The sequence below is a fragment of the Nocardioides sp. B-3 genome, assembly GCF_024703895.1.
Lineage (GTDB): Bacteria > Actinomycetota > Actinomycetes > Propionibacteriales > Nocardioidaceae > Nocardioides.
The window spans coordinates 541,718-556,920 of the sequence record NZ_CP087968.1; the positions used below are offsets into that span (position 1 = coordinate 541,718).

The 15,203-nt window shown below is 71.2% G+C and carries 14 protein-coding genes, 1 tRNA gene and 7 pseudogenes; 10 read left to right on the forward strand and 12 right to left on the reverse strand.

What is annotated here, in order from left to right; all coding sequences use genetic code 11:
- Nucleotides 1-51 precede the first annotated feature (51 nt).
- The gene (locus LP418_RS03610; protein ID WP_257955259.1) at nt 52-1,842 is read right to left on the reverse strand and encodes a GTPase domain-containing protein; all 1,791 of its coding nucleotides are present in this window, start codon (nt 1,840-1,842) and stop codon (nt 52-54) included.
- The gene (locus LP418_RS03615) at nt 1,839-2,960 is read right to left on the reverse strand and encodes a PrsW family intramembrane metalloprotease (protein WP_257955260.1); all 1,122 of its coding nucleotides are present in this window, start codon (nt 2,958-2,960) and stop codon (nt 1,839-1,841) included. The genes LP418_RS03610 and LP418_RS03615 overlap by 4 nt, the downstream gene beginning before the upstream one ends.
- Before the next feature lie 134 nt (nt 2,961-3,094).
- Here LP418_RS03615 and LP418_RS03620 point away from each other — a divergent pair.
- From LP418_RS03620 to LP418_RS03640, 5 genes and pseudogenes are all read left to right on the forward strand, one after another.
- Nucleotides 3,095-3,886 (forward strand): annotated as a pseudogene (locus tag LP418_RS03620) (aminopeptidase P N-terminal domain-containing protein); the annotation flags it as partial.
- A 127-nt stretch (nt 3,887-4,013) separates the two neighbouring features.
- Nucleotides 4,014-4,541, forward strand: coding sequence for a M24 family metallopeptidase (locus LP418_RS03625; RefSeq protein ID WP_257956887.1), 528 nt, complete (start codon nt 4,014-4,016; stop codon nt 4,539-4,541).
- A gap of 25 nt (nt 4,542-4,566) precedes the next feature.
- Nucleotides 4,567-5,220 (forward strand): hypothetical protein, encoded by a 654-nt coding sequence (locus LP418_RS03630; RefSeq protein ID WP_257955261.1) that lies wholly within the window; start codon nt 4,567-4,569, stop codon nt 5,218-5,220.
- 485 nt (nt 5,221-5,705) lie between these two features.
- Nucleotides 5,706-6,233, forward strand: a pseudogene (locus tag LP418_RS03635) (cation:dicarboxylate symporter family transporter); the annotation flags it as partial.
- A gap of 100 nt (nt 6,234-6,333) precedes the next feature.
- Nucleotides 6,334-7,074 (forward strand): dicarboxylate/amino acid:cation symporter, encoded by a 741-nt coding sequence (locus LP418_RS03640; RefSeq protein WP_257955262.1) that lies wholly within the window; start codon nt 6,334-6,336, stop codon nt 7,072-7,074.
- Between the two features lie 57 nt (nt 7,075-7,131).
- On the opposite strand, the gene LP418_RS03645 is transcribed toward LP418_RS03640, so the two are convergent.
- Nucleotides 7,132-7,205 (reverse strand) — tRNA-Arg (locus tag LP418_RS03645).
- Between the two features lie 58 nt (nt 7,206-7,263).
- Between LP418_RS03645 and LP418_RS03650 the strand changes: the two genes are divergently transcribed.
- Nucleotides 7,264-7,767: a DUF4442 domain-containing protein gene (locus tag LP418_RS03650; protein ID WP_257955263.1), complete on the forward strand. Its 504-nt coding sequence runs from the start codon at nt 7,264-7,266 to the stop codon at nt 7,765-7,767.
- Here the strand turns inward: LP418_RS03650 and LP418_RS03655 are convergent.
- The 7 genes and pseudogenes from LP418_RS03655 to LP418_RS03675 all read right to left on the reverse strand — a co-directional run bounded on the left by LP418_RS03655 (nt 7,712) and on the right by LP418_RS03675 (nt 12,384).
- Complete coding sequence (locus tag LP418_RS03655; RefSeq protein WP_257955264.1) at nt 7,712-7,984, reverse strand: WSD1 family O-acyltransferase; 273 nt, start codon at nt 7,982-7,984, stop codon at nt 7,712-7,714. The genes LP418_RS03650 and LP418_RS03655 overlap by 56 nt on opposite strands.
- Nucleotides 7,985-8,010: 26 nt before the next feature.
- Nucleotides 8,011-8,382 carry a hypothetical protein gene (locus LP418_RS03660; protein WP_257955265.1) on the reverse strand — a complete coding sequence of 124 codons (372 nt, stop codon included), beginning with the start codon at nt 8,380-8,382 and terminating at the stop codon, nt 8,011-8,013.
- A gap of 259 nt (nt 8,383-8,641) precedes the next feature.
- Nucleotides 8,642-8,857: pseudogene (locus LP418_RS32300) on the reverse strand (wax ester/triacylglycerol synthase domain-containing protein); the annotation flags it as partial.
- A pseudogene (locus LP418_RS32305) lies at nt 8,778-9,080 on the reverse strand (wax ester/triacylglycerol synthase domain-containing protein); the annotation flags it as partial. The pseudogenes LP418_RS32300 and LP418_RS32305, both read right to left, overlap by 80 nt.
- Nucleotides 9,081-9,315: 235 nt before the next feature.
- A pseudogene (locus LP418_RS32310) lies at nt 9,316-9,864 on the reverse strand (lysophospholipid acyltransferase family protein); the annotation flags it as partial.
- Entirely contained in the window at nt 9,752-10,555 is an 804-nt protein-coding gene (locus LP418_RS03670) for an HAD family hydrolase (protein WP_257955267.1), read from the reverse strand. The gene LP418_RS03670 and the pseudogene LP418_RS32310, both read right to left, overlap by 113 nt.
- Nucleotides 10,552-12,384 carry a lysophospholipid acyltransferase gene (locus LP418_RS03675; protein ID WP_257955268.1) on the reverse strand — a complete coding sequence of 611 codons (1,833 nt, stop codon included), beginning with the start codon at nt 12,382-12,384 and terminating at the stop codon, nt 10,552-10,554. The genes LP418_RS03670 and LP418_RS03675 overlap by 4 nt, the downstream gene beginning before the upstream one ends.
- Nucleotides 12,385-12,442: 58 nt before the next feature.
- On the opposite strand from LP418_RS03675, the gene LP418_RS03680 reads away from it, so the two are divergent.
- The 4 genes and pseudogenes from LP418_RS03680 (at nt 12,443) to LP418_RS03695 (ending at nt 14,493) form a co-directional block, all read left to right on the forward strand.
- Nucleotides 12,443-12,673, forward strand: a complete 231-nt coding sequence (locus LP418_RS03680) for a hypothetical protein (protein WP_257955269.1) — start codon at nt 12,443-12,445, stop codon at nt 12,671-12,673.
- Nucleotides 12,618-13,268 (forward strand): thioesterase family protein, encoded by a 651-nt coding sequence (locus tag LP418_RS03685; RefSeq protein WP_257955270.1) that lies wholly within the window; start codon nt 12,618-12,620, stop codon nt 13,266-13,268. The genes LP418_RS03680 and LP418_RS03685 overlap by 56 nt, the downstream gene beginning before the upstream one ends.
- Before the next feature lie 324 nt (nt 13,269-13,592).
- A pseudogene (locus LP418_RS03690) lies at nt 13,593-13,754 on the forward strand (aldo/keto reductase); the annotation flags it as partial.
- Nucleotides 13,755-13,848: 94 nt separating this feature from the next.
- On the forward strand, nt 13,849-14,493 hold the full coding sequence (locus LP418_RS03695; protein ID WP_257955271.1) for an aldo/keto reductase: 645 nt from the start codon (nt 13,849-13,851) through the stop codon (nt 14,491-14,493).
- A gap of 72 nt (nt 14,494-14,565) precedes the next feature.
- Here LP418_RS03695 and LP418_RS03700 read toward each other — a convergent pair whose 3' ends face one another.
- Both LP418_RS03700 and LP418_RS03710 read right to left on the reverse strand, forming a co-directional pair.
- A complete protein-coding gene (locus tag LP418_RS03700) occupies nt 14,566-14,850 on the reverse strand; it encodes a hypothetical protein (RefSeq protein ID WP_257956888.1) in 285 nt (94 codons plus the stop codon).
- Nucleotides 14,851-14,923: 73 nt separating this feature from the next.
- Nucleotides 14,924-15,187: pseudogene (locus LP418_RS03710) on the reverse strand (adenosine deaminase); the annotation flags it as partial.
- Between the last annotated feature and the right edge of the window lie 16 nt (nt 15,188-15,203).

Here is a 15,203-nt window from a genome sequence, read left to right on the forward strand (position 1 = left end):
CAAGGACGTCATGGTCTCCCTCGGAAAACAGCGGAAAGTGCGCTGCCCACCCTATGTGGCCGAGGCCGGTTCATTGGTCGTGCCACCCTTCGCGGCGAAGCGAAGATCGTCGACGCGCCGAGATGCTGATCTCAGCTTCTCCGGCGCCTCGGGCGAGATCTCGAGGCTCTCGAGCAGGTCGATGTAGCGCTGGCGCTCGCTGCCGAGGAGCTCGGTGACCTTGCTCTCGAGGTCGCGGCGCGCGCGCTCGGCCAGTGCGCGGACGGCCCGGTCGCCGAAGACGGCCTCCAGCAGCTTCTGTCCGAGGACGGCCGAGCCACCGGCGATGCCCGCCTCGGCGCCGGTCACGCCCGCGGTGTGGGCGAAGACGACGACCATCAGTGCGACGGACAGGCCGTTGACGCCGAAGGCCGGGAAGCGAGCCGTCGAACGCTTGTCGGCACCTTCGGTCCGGACCATGTCCGGGACGTCGGACTGCCAGTCGCGTACGGCGCGCTCGGCCCGGCGACGGAAGTCGCGTGAGGCACGACCGAGGTCCTCGCCCGCATCGGCCAGCAGGATCTGGCCCGAGGCCAGCGACTGCCGGGAGGCCTCGGCGCGCTCAGCGGCGGCCTCAGCGTGCTCGAGGATCAGCGTCTCGAGGCCGGACTCGACCGCAACGGTGACGCGCTCGGCCTGCTGCGGCTTGCCCTTGATGGCGTTGACGACCCGGTCGCGCAGCCAGCCGACGCGCGTCTCGAGCGACTTGAGCAGCTCGCCGGTGCCGACGAACTCCTGCCAGCGGGCGAGCACCTCGCCCCGCAGGAGCGTGCCGTCGGCGGAGGCTTCGGCGATCTCGGCCACCGCCCGGTCGTAGGCCTTGTTGGCGTCGTCTCGCAGGCGGCGTACGGCATCGACCTGCTCGGTGGCGGCGTCGGCGACGGAGTGGGTGCGCCGGGCCAGCGTGCGTACGGCGCCGTCGAGCGTCTGCTTCACCACGGCGGAGCGGGCCTCGGAGTCGGCGGCCAGCGACTCCAGCCAGCCGCGGATCTGCTCGACCGACTCGGTCGGCAACAGGCCCTCGTCGCTGACCTCGCCCTCGGTGACGGTGAAGAGCGGGGAGTCCTTGAGGCCACGGCTCGCGAGCATCCGGGCGAGGTGGGTGGAGACGGTCTCGACCGCCTCGGGCGCGGTGCGGTCCAGCACGATCGCGACCGCGGCGGAACGTTCGGCGGCCTTGCGCAGGAAGTCCCACGGCACTCGGTCGGCGTAGCGGGCGGCCGAGGTGACGAAGAGCCACAGGTCGGCGGCGGCGAGCAGCTGCGCGGCCGGGGTGCGGTTGCGCTCCTCGACCGAGTCGATGTCGGGCGCGTCGAGGATGGCGAGGCCGGCCGGCACGGCGTCCGAGGCGACGAGCTGCAGCGCGTCGGGGTCGTTGGTCGGCTTGCTCACGCGCTCGAGCTCGGGCAGCAGCCGGTCCCGGCCGAACCACTCGGCGTCGGCCGGGTTGTGCACCAGCACGGGCGAGCGAGTGGTCGGACGGAGGACGCCGGGCTGGGTGACGCGCTTGCCGACCAGCGAGTTGACCAGCGTCGACTTGCCGGCCCCGGTCGAGCCGCCGACAACGGTGAGCAACGGCGCGTCGATCGTCATCAGTCGCGGGATGACGTAGTCCTCGAGCTGGTCGACCATCTCGCGCTGGGCGTCGCGGTTGGCGACGGCGCTCGGCAGCTCCAGCGGCAGGCGCACCTCCCGGAGCGCGCTGCGCATGCGCACCGTGGCCGTGAGCATCTGGGTGCTCTCGGTGCTGGGGCCGTCGTGCTTGCCCTCGTCCTTGCTCTGCTTGCTCTCGAGCTCAGTCATCGGGTGGGAACCACCTGTCCGGGGAAGGAGATGTAGGGCCGGACAGCGTTGAGGGCAACGACATGCTCCTGACCCCTTTCGGCGAAGTCGTGCGGAGCGGTGCCGCGCAGGTAACGGTGATGAAGGTAGGCCAGCTCGATCGCCGCCGCCCGGTACTCGCGCATCGCCCGCTCACCTTGCGCCCCACCTGCCTGCTTCGCGTGGATGCGCGCCTGCCGGCGGTGCCGCAGGTCGACCAGCCGGGGGATGTCGGTGGCCGGCAGCAGTCCGCGCTGCGAGGCATCGGCGAGGGCCGCGGCCATCATCCCCTTCTCGGATCCGCGTCGATACAGCGCGAAGGCGATCAGACCGAGGAAAGCAGGCAGCATCATCGTGCCGTAGACGACGAAGAAGTTCTCCGTCCCGCCGAGCGTGGAGGAGTTCCACAACGAGTGGGCGATCACCGCGACGGCGTACCCACCCAAGGGCGCCAGCCAGCGCACCGCCAGCTTGCGAGACGTCACGGCGAGACCGACGCCGATCCCGATGAACGCGGTGAAGAGCGGGTGCGCGAAGGGGCTCAGCAGGCACCGGATGATGAAGGTGCCGGTGAGTGCCTCGGTGCCGCCGGGGCCCATGCCGTCGGTGCCGTTGTAGGCCGCCGCGAGATAGAGGATGTTCTCGGTGAAGGCGAAGCCGATGCCGACCATGCCGGCGTAGACGATGCCGTCGAGGACCCCGTCGAGCTCGTGGCGGCGCCACCACAGGAGCAGCACCGGGAACGCGCCCTTGGTCGCCTCCTCGGTGACCGGCGCCAGCACCGCCAGGGGCTCTGCTCGTCGCTCGCGCCACCGGCCGGGCCGATGCCCCCGGAAGAGGAGCGCCGCGGCGGTCGCCACGAAGGCTCCCCACAGCAGGCCGCCGACGAGCAGCGAGCGCGGCTCGGGCTCGTAGCGGTCGAGCCACATGAAGCAGCCGACCAGCGGGCCGACGGGCAGCGCAGCCAGCAGTGCGGCGAGGATCAGCGATCCCGGAGCACCGGACAGCGCGATCACGACGGCCATCACGAGGGCGCCGAGCAGCACGAGGGCGGTCACGACAACGGTGAACGCAACGCTGTCGCGGCGACGTCTGGGCATGCCCGAACCCTAGCCCGATTCGACTCTGCGACCGGTTTCCTCCCGGCGTACAGTGACCGGCGTGAGCGACCAGACGACTCCCGAGACCACCGAGCCGAAGACCGAGTCCCACGATCCCGCGGTCCCCGAGGCCTATGCCGCGTTCATGCGGACCGGCTGGGGTGAGCGCAAGCTCGACGTGCCGGTGCACCCGATCTCGGAGTACGCCGAAGCCCGCCGCGCCGGGCTCGCCGACGCCTTCCCGGGCGAGCGCCCGGGTGCTGCCCGCCGGCACGTACAAGGTCCGCGCCAACGACACCGACTACCGCTTCCGCCCGGACACCGCCCACACCTACTTCACCGGCAACCAGACCTCCGACGCCGTGCTGGTGCTGGACGACGGCGAGGCTGTCCTCTACGCGCGGCCCCGCTCGGAGCGCGACACCGACGAGTTCTTCCGCGACCGGCAGTACGGCGAACTGTGGGCCGGGCGCCGCCCGTCGGCCGACGAGATCAGCGACTCGCTCGGCATCGAGGTCCGCCACGTCAACGACCTTCCGTCGATCGAGGACGACCGCAAGACCCGCGACATCACCACCGACGAGGACCTCGCACGGGTCGCCTCCGAGCTGCGCCTCGTCAAGGACGAATGGGAGGTCGCCGAGCTGCAGGAGGCCTGCGACATCACCACGCTCGGCTTCGAGGACTCGGTGCGCGAGTGGGACCGCGTGCTCGAGCTCGGCGAGCGCTGGATCGAGGGCACGTTCTTCCGTCGGGCGCGGGCCATGGGCAACGACATCGGCTACGACTCGATCGTCGGCGGCGGGTCGCACGCGACGACGCTGCACTGGATCGACAACACCGGCCCGATCACGCCCGGCGAGCTGGTGCTGCTCGACATGGGTGTGGAGGGCAAGAACCTCTACACCGCCGACGTCACCCGCACCATCCCGGTGGACGGCCGGTTCACGACGTTGCAGCGCGACCTCTACGACCTCGTCTTCAACGCCCAGCAGGCCGGCATCGAGGCGGTCAGGCCGGGCGTGCCCTTCCCCGCGGGCCCACAACGCGGCCATGGAGATCCTCGCCCACGGGCTGTCCGACCTCGGCCTGCTGCCGGTCTCCGCGGAGGAGTCGCTCGACCCGGAGTCGAAGCTCTACGCCCGCTGGACCCTGCACGGCACCTCGCACATGCTCGGCATGGACGTCCACGACTGCGGTCGCACGTCGAAGGACATCTACCCCAACGGCGACCTCGCCGAGGGCATGGTCCTCACGGTCGAGCCCGGCCTCTACTTCCGGGAGGACGACCTGCTCGTCCCCGAGGAGCTGCGAGGCATCGGCATCCGGATCGAGGACGACATCCTCGGTCACCGCCGACGGCTGGCGGAACCTGTCCGCCGCCCTTCCCCGCACCTCCTCGGAGGTCGAGGAGTGGATGGGTGCACTCCGCTAGTGGAGTGTCACCACTACGACGCGTATCGCTGCCGGTCGTGCTCGCTCCCGGAGGTCCCGCGCGCCCAGCAGCTCAGTGACAAGGAGGCGCACGCGCGTTCGCTCGTGCCCGCGGTCACCCGGGTTGCCGACGATCGCCGGGCCTGACGCGGGGTTCCGCAACAAGGCCAAGATGGCGGTCGGGGGCACCGCGTCCGCGCCCACTCTCGGGATCCTCGACCGCGAGCACCACGGCGTCGACCTGCGCGACTGCGGACTGCACTCGCCGGGCCTCTCGTCCGCCCTCTCGGTGGTGGCGGATTTCATCACGAAGGCCGACCTGGCGCCGTACGACGTGAAGACGCGGAGCGGCGAGCTCAAGCACGTCCTGCTCACCGAGTCCCCCGATGGCGAGCTGATGCTGCGGCTCGTGGTCCGGTCGACCGCCGACGAGGCGCGCGTCCGCAAGCACCTGCCGTGGCTGCTGTCGTCCCTGCCGGCTCTCCGCGTGGTGTCGCTCAACATCCAGCCGTCGCACGCCGCCGTCCTCGAGGGCGTACGCGAGATCGTGCTCACTCCCGACACCGCGCTGCCGATGCGGCTCGAGGGACTCGAGCTGGCGCTGCGACCTCAGGGGTTCTTCCAGACGAACACGTTCGTCGCCGCCGCGCTCTACGCCCGGCCCGCGCGTGGGCGTCGGCGCTCGAGCCGACCACGGTGTGGGACCTCTACTGCGGCGTCGGCGGCTTCGCCCTGTCGTGTACGGCGGACGGCCGGTCGATCACCGGCGTCGAGCTGTCCGTCGAGGCGGTCGCAGCGGCGTCGGCCACAGCACCCCCCGGAGTGATCTTCGTGGCCGGCGACGCAACGCAGTGGGCGCTCGGCCAAGGGGACTCCCCGGAGCTGGTCATCGTGAACCCGCCCCGTCGCGGCATCGGACCGGCGCTGTCCGAGTGGCTCGAGGCGTCGGACACGTCGCACGTCGTCTACTCCTCGTGCAACGCGGTCACCCCCGGCCGAGGACCTCGCGCGGATGCCGTCACTGCGGCCGGTCGAGGCGCGGGTCCTCGACATGTTCCCGCACACGACGCACTACGAAGTGATCGTGCTGCTCGCCCGCGGGGAATAACCCCCGACCCCTTTCGTTGGGCCCGGTGTGCGAGCACCGGTGACAGATGGCGAGACGCTGACGCGTCGGCGCGTCGTGGACCTGCAGCGCACCAAGAGCTCGCGCTGTCGTCACTGACGCAGCCGCTGTCAGTCCTCTCCCCGCCCGACACCGGCGCAACCCCGCTGGGTCGCGCCCGTGTGACGAAAGGCTATCTTGTAACTATGACTACTGCACTTTCGGAGCAGCCAACCCGCAAGCTCCGTCTCCCCTCGTTCGGCATCCGGGTCCTGATCGGACTCGTGCTGGGCGTCGTCCCGGGCCTCGTGGCCCGCTCGATCGGACCCGACGCGGTCGATGACCCCAACTGGCTGACCGAGACGCTCAGCACGGTGGGCGGCGTCTTCGTCACCCTGCTGCGCACGATCGTCCCGCCACTGGTCTTCCTCGCGATCGTGGCCTCGATCGCCAATCTCCGCGACGTCACCGGCGCCGCGCGGCTCGCGTGGAAGACGCTCGCCCGGTTCGCTGCCACCGCACTGATCGCGGTCTCCATCGGCATCGTGCTCGGGCTCGTCCTGCAGCCGGGCGACCACGCCAGTGTCTCGGCCGACGCGGCAGCAGCACCCTCGACCACCGGTTCGTGGCTCGACTTCCTGACCGGCCCGGTCCCGGCCAACGTGCTCGGCCTCCGGGGCAGCGCGGGTGACGACGGGTCGGTCGGCCTGTCGTTCAACGTGCTGCAGATCCCGGTGGTCGCGATCGCCGTCGGCATCGCCACCCTCAAGGTCGGCAAGGAGGCCGACCCCTTCCCCGGCCGTCGTCCGCTCCGCACTCACCGTGGTCCAGAAAGTGCTCTGGTGGGTCATCCTGCTCGCGCCCGTCGCCACCGTCGGCCTCCTCGGCAACGCCGTCGCGACCTACGGCTGGGACGCCCTCGGCTCCCTCGGCACGTTCACGGTCGCGATCTACCTCGGGCTCGCGCTGGTGATGTTCGGCGTCTACCCGGTGCTGCTGCGCCTCAACGGGCTCTCGGTGAAGCAGTTCTTCTCCGGCGCCCGGCCGGCCCTGTCGCTGGCCTTCGTGTCGCGGTCCTCGGTCGGGACGATGCCGGTCACCGAGTCGGTCACCGAGAAGAACCTCGGCGTGCCTCGCGCCTATGCATCGTTCGCCGTACCCCTCGGCGCGACGACCAAGATGGACGGCTGCGCCTCGATCTACCCGGCTATCGCGGCGATCTTCGTGGCGCAGTTCTTCGGGCTGGACCTGTCGGTCACCGACTACGTCCTGATCGCGTTCGTCTCGGTCATCGGCTCGGCCGCGACCGCGGGCGTCACCGGCGCGACCGTGATGCTGACGCTGACCCTGTCGACGCTCGGCCTGCCGCTGGAGGGCGTCGGCCTGCTGCTGGCGATCGACCCGATCCCGGACATGGGGCGTACGGCGACCAACGTCGCCGGGCAGGCCCCCGGTGCCGACCCCCTCGTGGCCAAGCGGGAGGGGATCCTCGACCTCGAGGCCTACAACGCCCGGCGTACCGGCGCCGCGTGGCGTGAGGACGCTCCGTCAGAAGCGCTCGTCACCGCGTCCTGAGGCCGCATGCAACGAGGCCCCGTCCCGCACCAGCGGGCTGGGGCCTCGTTCGATGTGCGCCCCCGGCAGGACTCGAACCTGCGGCCCAGTCATTAGAAGTGACTCGCTCTATCCAGCTGAGCTACGGGGGCCCTGACGAAACGTAGTAAATCACGGAGGTGCGGCGGTCCGGATTGCTACGGTCCGCCCATGACCACCCAGCCCGACCCGGCAGCACTGACCTCGGGCATCCGTGAGCTCGTCCCGATCCCGGGGGCGATGGAGATCTCCGTGCTCGACGCCCGGAGGGGGCACGCGGCAGCGGAGATCCCGGCCGCGCCCAACGTCAACCACTTCGGGGCGATGTATGCCGGGTCGCTGTTCTCCGTCGCGGAGATGCTCGGCGGGGTGCTCGGCTTCACCACCTTCGACCTCGAGGGGTTCGTGCCGATCGTGAAGAGCCCGGAGATCCGGTTCCTCAAGCCCGCCACCGGCTCGGTGCGCGCGGCCGCCGCGATCTCGGAGGAGGAGATCGCCCGGATCGAGGCCGAGGCGCGCGGACGGGCCGGGCGGAGTTCGTGCTCCCCGCGGAGATCACCGACGAGGCCGGTCTGGTCGTCGGTGCCACCGAGGGCGTCTATCAGATGCGCAGGCTGGGCTAGGAGGGCGCGATCGACGTCACCTCGGCCAACCCCTCGTCCATGCACTCCATGAACACGTCGATGTCCTTGATCGCGTCACCGTCGATGTTCAGCCCGATGCAGCACGTGCCGTCGTGCGAGATCAGGCTGGCCATCACGGCCACGCCCGGCAGCGGGCCGAACGGGAAGACCCGCTCCACGCGGGCGCCGGCCATGTAGACCGGGTAGGGCACGCCGGGCATGTTCGACGCCGAGAGCTCGGCAGCGCTGCCCACGAGGTTGAAGGCCATCTGCCCGACCTTCGAAGGGACGCGGTTCAGCAGCGGCGCGACCCGGGGACAGCGTGTCCGGGGGCGGGCTCGACCCGCAGGGTCAGCACGATCCCGCGCAGCACCGCGATCCGCTCGACGGGGTCCTCGACCCCGATCGGCGCGGCGAAGTAGGCGCCGGCGAACTTGTTGCCGCCCATCGGGTCGTCGGACTTGCGCATGCTCACGGGCATCACCATCGACAGGTCCTCGATGTCCACGCCGTGCCGCTCGTGGTAGCGCCGCAGCCCACCGAGCAGCGCCGCCACATAGGCGTCGTTGAGGGATCCGCGGGCCAGCTTGGCGGTCGCCTTCAGGTCGGCGAGCTCGCACTCCATCACCCGGAAGCGCCACGTCGTCCCGCGCCGATCGGCGAGCAACGGGGAGGGCGTCGCCGGCGGCGGCGAGAGCGTACGGCGAAGCGAGCTGCCGTAGCGGGACGGCCTCGCCCGGGGCGCTGGACCGCCCGGTCAGCATCCGGGCGCCACCCGTCACCGGGCGCGGCCCACGCCGGGCAGCTGCCGGGCCCGGGTCCTGCGCGACCGTCCCGGTGAAGTCCCACGGGTTCGCCGGGTAGCGCGACTCGCGGGGCTCCGCCCGCGGTTTGTCCGCCGTGTGCTCGCGCGTCCGGCTCTGCACGAGCGACATCAGCTGGATGCCCCCGAGCCCGTCGGTGAGCGAGTGGTGCAGCTTCAGCAGGTAGGCCGCCCGCCCGCCCTCGAGCCCCCTCGATGAGAGTGCCCTCCCAGAGCGGCCGGGTGCGGTCGAAGGGTGCGAGCGCCTGCGTCTGCGCGAGCTCCGGGAGCTGCGCCATCGATCCGTCTCCGGGCAGGTGCGTCCGCCGTACGTGGTAATCGAGCTGGAACGTCTCGTCGGGCACCCACGCCGGCGGACCGACCGGCAGCAACGGGTCCATCACCCGCTGCCGGCAGCGCGGCACCAGCTCGGTGGCCCACTCGTGCGCGGCCGGGAAGCGGCCCCAGTCGGGCGGGGCGTCGAAGATCATCAGCGAGCAGATCGTCGACGACAGCCGCGGGTGGTTCTCCGAGCGCCACATCAGCGCCTCGGCCTCGTTCATCCGGTCCTCGGCGCCCCGGGGAGGCGGCGAGGTCCCACATCTGTTCGGTCACGACGGCCACTTCTCCGGGGGTGTCGACGAAGAGCTGGCGCACGTCGGCGACGATCGTGTTGAGGTTGTCGACGGTCCAGTCGGACGTGTCGATCGGGTCGAGCACGCACACGTCGACAGTCCCTTGGCGGACCACGGTCGCGCGAGGGGCGAGCAGCTCGCCGGCGTTGCGGATGACGACCGGCACGATCGGCACCCCCGCCTGCATCGCCATGTGGAAGGCGCCCTTCTTGAAGGGACCCGGCTCCGGCGTCGGCATCCGTGTGCCCTCCGGGAAGATCATGATCGAGGTGCCCGAACGGATCCGCTCGGTGAGCTTGTCCAGCGCCCCTTGGGACTGCCCGGAGTTGGAGCGGTCGATGAAGACGGGGTCGAGGAACAGCGACCCGGCCAGCATCCGCGGGTCGAACCTCGCCTCCGCCTTGGCGACGCCCGTGAAGTCTCGACGCAGCAGCGCACCCATGATCACCGGATCCAGCGAACTGCGGTGGTTGCCGATGAAGATCGCCGGTCGCGCCTTCCGGGCGTTCTCCTCGCCGGTGATGTTCAGCTTGACGCCGGCGAGCGCGAGGGCGCTGTCGCACGCGAGCGGGATGCCGACGTTGGTGCCCGCCCTCTTGTCACGGCGTACGGCGCCGAGGACCGCCCCGGCGACCGGGCCGGCGTTCAGGCCGCCGGCCGCGGCGGCCGTGCCGAGCACGGAGCGGACCCCGGTGCGCAGCGGCTCGGACACGTCGAGGACCGGCCAGCCCTGCAAGCTGGCGGTCGCCCGCAGCGCCCGGCCGGGCGCGATCGGGTGCGGGTGGCCGGTGCTGGCCGGGGAAGGCGACGTCCTCGTCGCCGTTCGCATAGCCGTAGCTCTGGGCAAGGTCGACGTCGTGCTCGCGCGCGAATCGGCGTACGGCCCGGGCCTTGGGCTCGCCCCAGAGGAACTTGCCGACGACACGTCCGGTCAGCACCCCGTCCTCGACCTCGAGCTCGGTGCACAGGATGTCGTCGATGCCGAGCTCGCGCGCGACCGGTCCGGTCTGGAAGCGGGTGGCGGCCGAGGCCAGCACGACGACGTGCCCCATCCGCTGGTGCGCCTTCACGATCGCACGGGCCTGCGGACGGATGGTGCCGGCGATCTTCTGCACGAACAGCCGGTCGCCCATCTCCTCCATGGCGTCGACGAGGTGCCCGCGCAGCGAGGCGAGCCCGAGGTCACCGGCCCGCGTGGGGTCGCCGCCCAGCGTCCCGTCCACCGCGGTCAGCACCAGCTTGGCGAGGTCGCCCGCGCCGACCCGGCCCTTGCGGAGCTGGTCGCGCAGGATGTGCGTGGCCGTGAAGCCCGACACGAGCGTGCCGTCGAGGTCGAAGAACGCCGCGATGTGCGACCCGCGAGGCCCGGCCTCGATCTCGGCGATCAGGTCATCGGGGTTCACGCGCGCCCGGCCCGGTGGAACTCCGCGATCGTGTCGATGCGCGCGATCGTCGCGGAGATCTCGTCGGCGAACGCGTGCCGGACCTTGTCCGTGTCGGGCGTCTCGGGATCGAGCAGGCCGCGGTGGTCCGCGAGCCGCAGGGCCGTCTTGAACAGCTCGAGGGTCACGGACTCGTCGCTGGTGATCCGCCCCTGCAGCGCCCACTGCTGCCCGACCGCGATGCAGTCGTCGAGGAACTCGGGCTCGCTGAAGGGCACGTCGAGGTCGGCCAGCCGGTCGGCGACGATGTGATAGGCGTCGAGGAACGGCCGCAGCACCGGGTGCGCGACGTGCGGGCGGGTGGACGCCAGCCGGGCCCGGAGCTCCGCAGTGTCGGCCTTGCGGCGGCTGCTGGTCGGATCCGCCACGGCTCGCAGCTCGGCGTCGATGTCGGCCCCGAACTCGTGCCGGCCCGCGAAGAAGAAGTCGAACTTCAACAGCTCGCGCAGCCGCAGCGCCTCGGCCTCGGCCACCGCGCGGATGTCACCCGCATCGCTCTCCGCGGCGGCCAGCAGCGCCAGCTCCCCGATCCCGCGGTCGACGAAGACGTGGATCGCGGTGTTGCGGTAGAACGCCGCCACCGGGTGCTTGTCCGGGGCGATGCGCCACACCGTCTCGGTGCCGCCCTCGTAGGACACGAGCACGCCCGAGCCAACGAGCTCCTGCAGGGTCCGCCGCAGCGTCTCGCGCTCCTTGAGGTCGAAGGCTCCCGCGACCCGCCACCCCCGCTCGCCCGGGTAGTCCGCGATCGGAGCGACCGTCGCCTGCACCTGCGCCAGCGACAGCGCCCGGTCCTCCCCGAGGATCGCCATGCTCACGATCGCGGTCGCGGTCACCGGGGTCGCCCGGTTGATCCGGTGGCACGACTCGAGGGCGATCCGCTCGATGGCGTACGGCGCCGCCGACTCGTCCGCCTTGAGCTCGGCCATCCGGTCGGCCAGCGAGATCGGCTCGCCGAAGTCGACGTAGGCGCGACCCGTGCGGCTGCTCTGCTCGCGGGCGAACTTGTAGAGCCAGCGCAGGTCCTCGGGCCGCTTCTGCGCGCCCTTGGCCTCCGAGGTCATCATCGAGACCTCGTGCAGCTGGTCGTAGACGATCGACACCGGCACGATCAGGGCGTCGACCCCGTCGGCCTGCTCGATCGCGTCGGCGACGTACCGCATGATGCCGAAGACCGGCGGACGCAGCTTGCCGGTGCGGGTCCGGCCGCCCTCGATCGACCACGCGAGGTTGGACCTGTTCTTGAGGTGCTGGGCGATGTAGGCGCGCAGTGCCTGCCGGTAGACCGGGATGTCGGAGGTGCTGCGCTTGATGAAGATGACGCCGGAGCGGCTGGCGATCCCGCCCATGGGGAAGAAGTTCAGGTTGGCGCCGCCGAACGTGTACGGCGTCGACATCCGCCCGGACGCGACGACCTCGGGCACCAGCGCGCCGTCGAGGTAGGACCGGTGGGAGAAGAGGAACAACAGCGAGTGCTGCCGGTCGAGCGCGCGCAGCCGTGCGATCGAGTCCTCGTCGACGTACACGTCGTGCGCGCGAGCCAGCCACTGGGAGAAGCGCCGGAACGCCGTCCCCGCACCGGTGGTGTGCGTCGCGGACATCTCGCGCAGGTGCACGCCCGCCTCGCGGCCGACCTGCTGCCGGGGACGGCCCGGGTCCTCGGCCGGGTCGCTGAGCTTCTCGCCGAACGCCTCGTCGGACAGGAGCTGGGCGACCTCCCGGCTGTCGGTCGCCCCGGTGGGCGCGAGGCCGACCCTGCTGGTGATCGGAGTCAGCCACTTCGCGGTCATCCCCGGAGTCTCGGAGGCTCAGCGACTGAGGTCAAGCATCGTCCACCACAATGCGGGGGTGACCTTCTCCTTCTTCACCGTCGACGCCGACCTGCTCGTCCCGACCGACGCCGCCCGGAGCCTCTGGAGCGCCGACCAGATGCACGGCGTGGCGGTGAGCGGAGCGATGGCGCGCGCCATCGAGCGTGCGGTGCCGCGCGACGACCTGCGCCCGGCCCGCTACACCCCTGGACATGTTCCGCCCGGCGTCGATGAACCCCTTCACCATCGAGACGACGATCGTCCGTGAGGGCAAGCGCATCTGCCCGGTCGACGCGGTCCTCGTCCGGGACGGCGAGCCCAAGGTCCGGGCCAGCACGATCTTCCTCAAGCCCAGCCGGGACCCGGACGGCGAGGTCTGGCAGCCGAGCGACAACCCCTCCGCCCCTGCCGGTGTGCCGGTCCTGACCGAGCCGACGATCCCGTGGTTCGCCAGCGAGAAGCCGTGGTCGCAGGACTTCGTCGAGCACCAGAACGCCGGCCGCAAGCAGACCCGGCAGCACGGCGTGCCGATCGTCGCCGGTGAGGAGCCGACGCCGTTCCGGGCCGTGGCCTCGATCTCGGACGCCACCACCATGGCGTGCAACTGGGGCAGCAAGGGCGTGCAGTACATCAACACCGACATCACCCTCTCCCTCGCCCGACTCCCCCGCACCGCCGAGCTCGGCCTGCGCGGCGAGCGCTGGTCCGGCGCCGACGGGATCGCCGTCGGCGTCGCCACCGTCTTCGACCGCGACGGGGTGATCGGCCAGTCGATGGTCACGTCGCTCGCCAACGCCCTGCGGACCGTCGACTTCGAGAAGCACGACTTCAACGAGGACGGCACCCGCACCAACCGGGTCTGAGCGGTCAGGGGCGCCACTCGGCGCGCCTCCCGGATCGGGTCGCGAACGCCGGTTAGAAAATGCACAGGCCCGGCGACGTATGAGATCGCCGGGCCGAAGTCTTTTGCCCTGAAATGGGTGGAACCCAGCAAGTATGAGTTGCTGGGTTCCGGTGTCTTCCGGACCGAAGTCCTTCCGACATCCATAGTTCTACGCCCGCTCCCTCGGGACATGCAAGACCTCCCGGGCACTTTTTCGAAGAGCCTCGGCGTGTCCCGCCGGACACGCCGGACGAGTGGTCGGGTCTAGCGTGGAGCCGTGATCAGCGACCTCGTCCTCGGCACGATGTACTTCGGCACCGGGACCGACCGGCCCACCTCCTACGCCCTGCTCGACCGCTTCGTCGAGGCCGGCGGCACCACGATCGACACCGCCAACTGCTACGCCTTCTGGGCCGATCCGACCGGCCACGGCGGGCAGAGCGAGTCCCTGATCGGCGACTGGCTGCGCGAGCGCCCCGGCCTGCGCGAGCGGCTCACGATCGCCACCAAGGTGGGCGTCGAGCCGACCGACGACGGCGGCGTCGAGGGGCTGGCTCCTGATGTCGTACGGCGCCGGGGCGGAGCTCAGCCGGGAGCGGCTCGGTCTCGAGGTGATCGACCTCTACTGGGCGCACGGCGAGGACCGGAACACCCCGATCGAGGAGACCGTCGACGCGATGGGCACGCTCGTCACGGACGGTCTCGTCAGGCGGCTGGGCATCTCCAACCACCCGACCCGGCTCGTCGAGAGGGCACGCGGGCATGCCCTCGCGCGGGGGCTGGCGCCGTACGACGCCCTCCAGCTCACGACGTCCTACGTCGAGCCGAGGCCGGGCGCGGCGGTGGAGGGCAAGGACCACCGCTTCGGCTGGGTGAGCGAGGAGACGCGTGACTACGTCGCGACGAACGGACTCGAGCTGTGGGCCTACAGCCCGCTGGTCCAGGGGCAGCTTCGACCGCGACGACCGCCCGTTCCCCCGGGCCTACGACCACCCGGGCACGACGGCCCGGCTCGCGGCCCTACGACGCGTTGCCGACGAGCGCAGCCTCGCCCCCAGCCGTGGTGGTGCTCGCCCGGGCTGATCGCCGAGCGCATCCGCCCGATCGTCGGCGTCAGCACCGTCGAGCAGCTCGACTCGGCGCTCGCCGCAGGTGCCCTCGACCTCGACATCGAGACGATGCAGCGGCTGACGACCGCTGGTTGAGCAGCGACGAGCGCAGCGAGGAGCGTGTCGAAACCAAGGTCCTTGATTTCGACACGGCGCTGGCGCGCCTGCTCAATCGGCGGTGCGCTCGTAGTCGTCGATCTCCCCGAGGATCCGGGTCTTCACGTCGTCGGGCGCGAAGGACGCCCGCACGGCGGCCCGCGACAGGTCGGCCATGCCGTCGCGGGAGAGGGACAAGAGCTCGGCCGCGATCGCGTATTCGTCGTTCAGCGTCGTGCCGAACATCGGCGGGTCGTCGGAGTTGATCGTCACCGGCACGCCCGCCTCGACGAACGCCACCGGGGGTGCTCGGCGAGGGTCGCCACTGCCCGGGTCGCGATGTTGGAGGACGGGCACACCTCGAGCGTGATCGACTCCGTCGCCGGTGCTCGAGGAGCAAGGGGTCCAGCGCCGACGACGTGCCGTGCCCGATCCGCTCCGCCCCGAGCAGGCGGATCGAGTCCCACACCGTCTCCGGCCCGGTCGTCTCCCCCGCGTGCGGCACGGAGTGCAGGCCCGCCGCGACGGCCGCCTCGAAGTGCGGCTGGAACTGCGGGCGGGGTACGCCGATCTCCGGGCCACCCAGTCCGAACCCCACGAGCGCCGAAGGACCGTGGTCGAGCGCGTAGCGGAGGGTCGCGTCGGCGGCCGGGATGCCCGACTCGCCGGGGATGTCGTAGATCCAGCGCAGCACCAACCCGAAGTCGCGC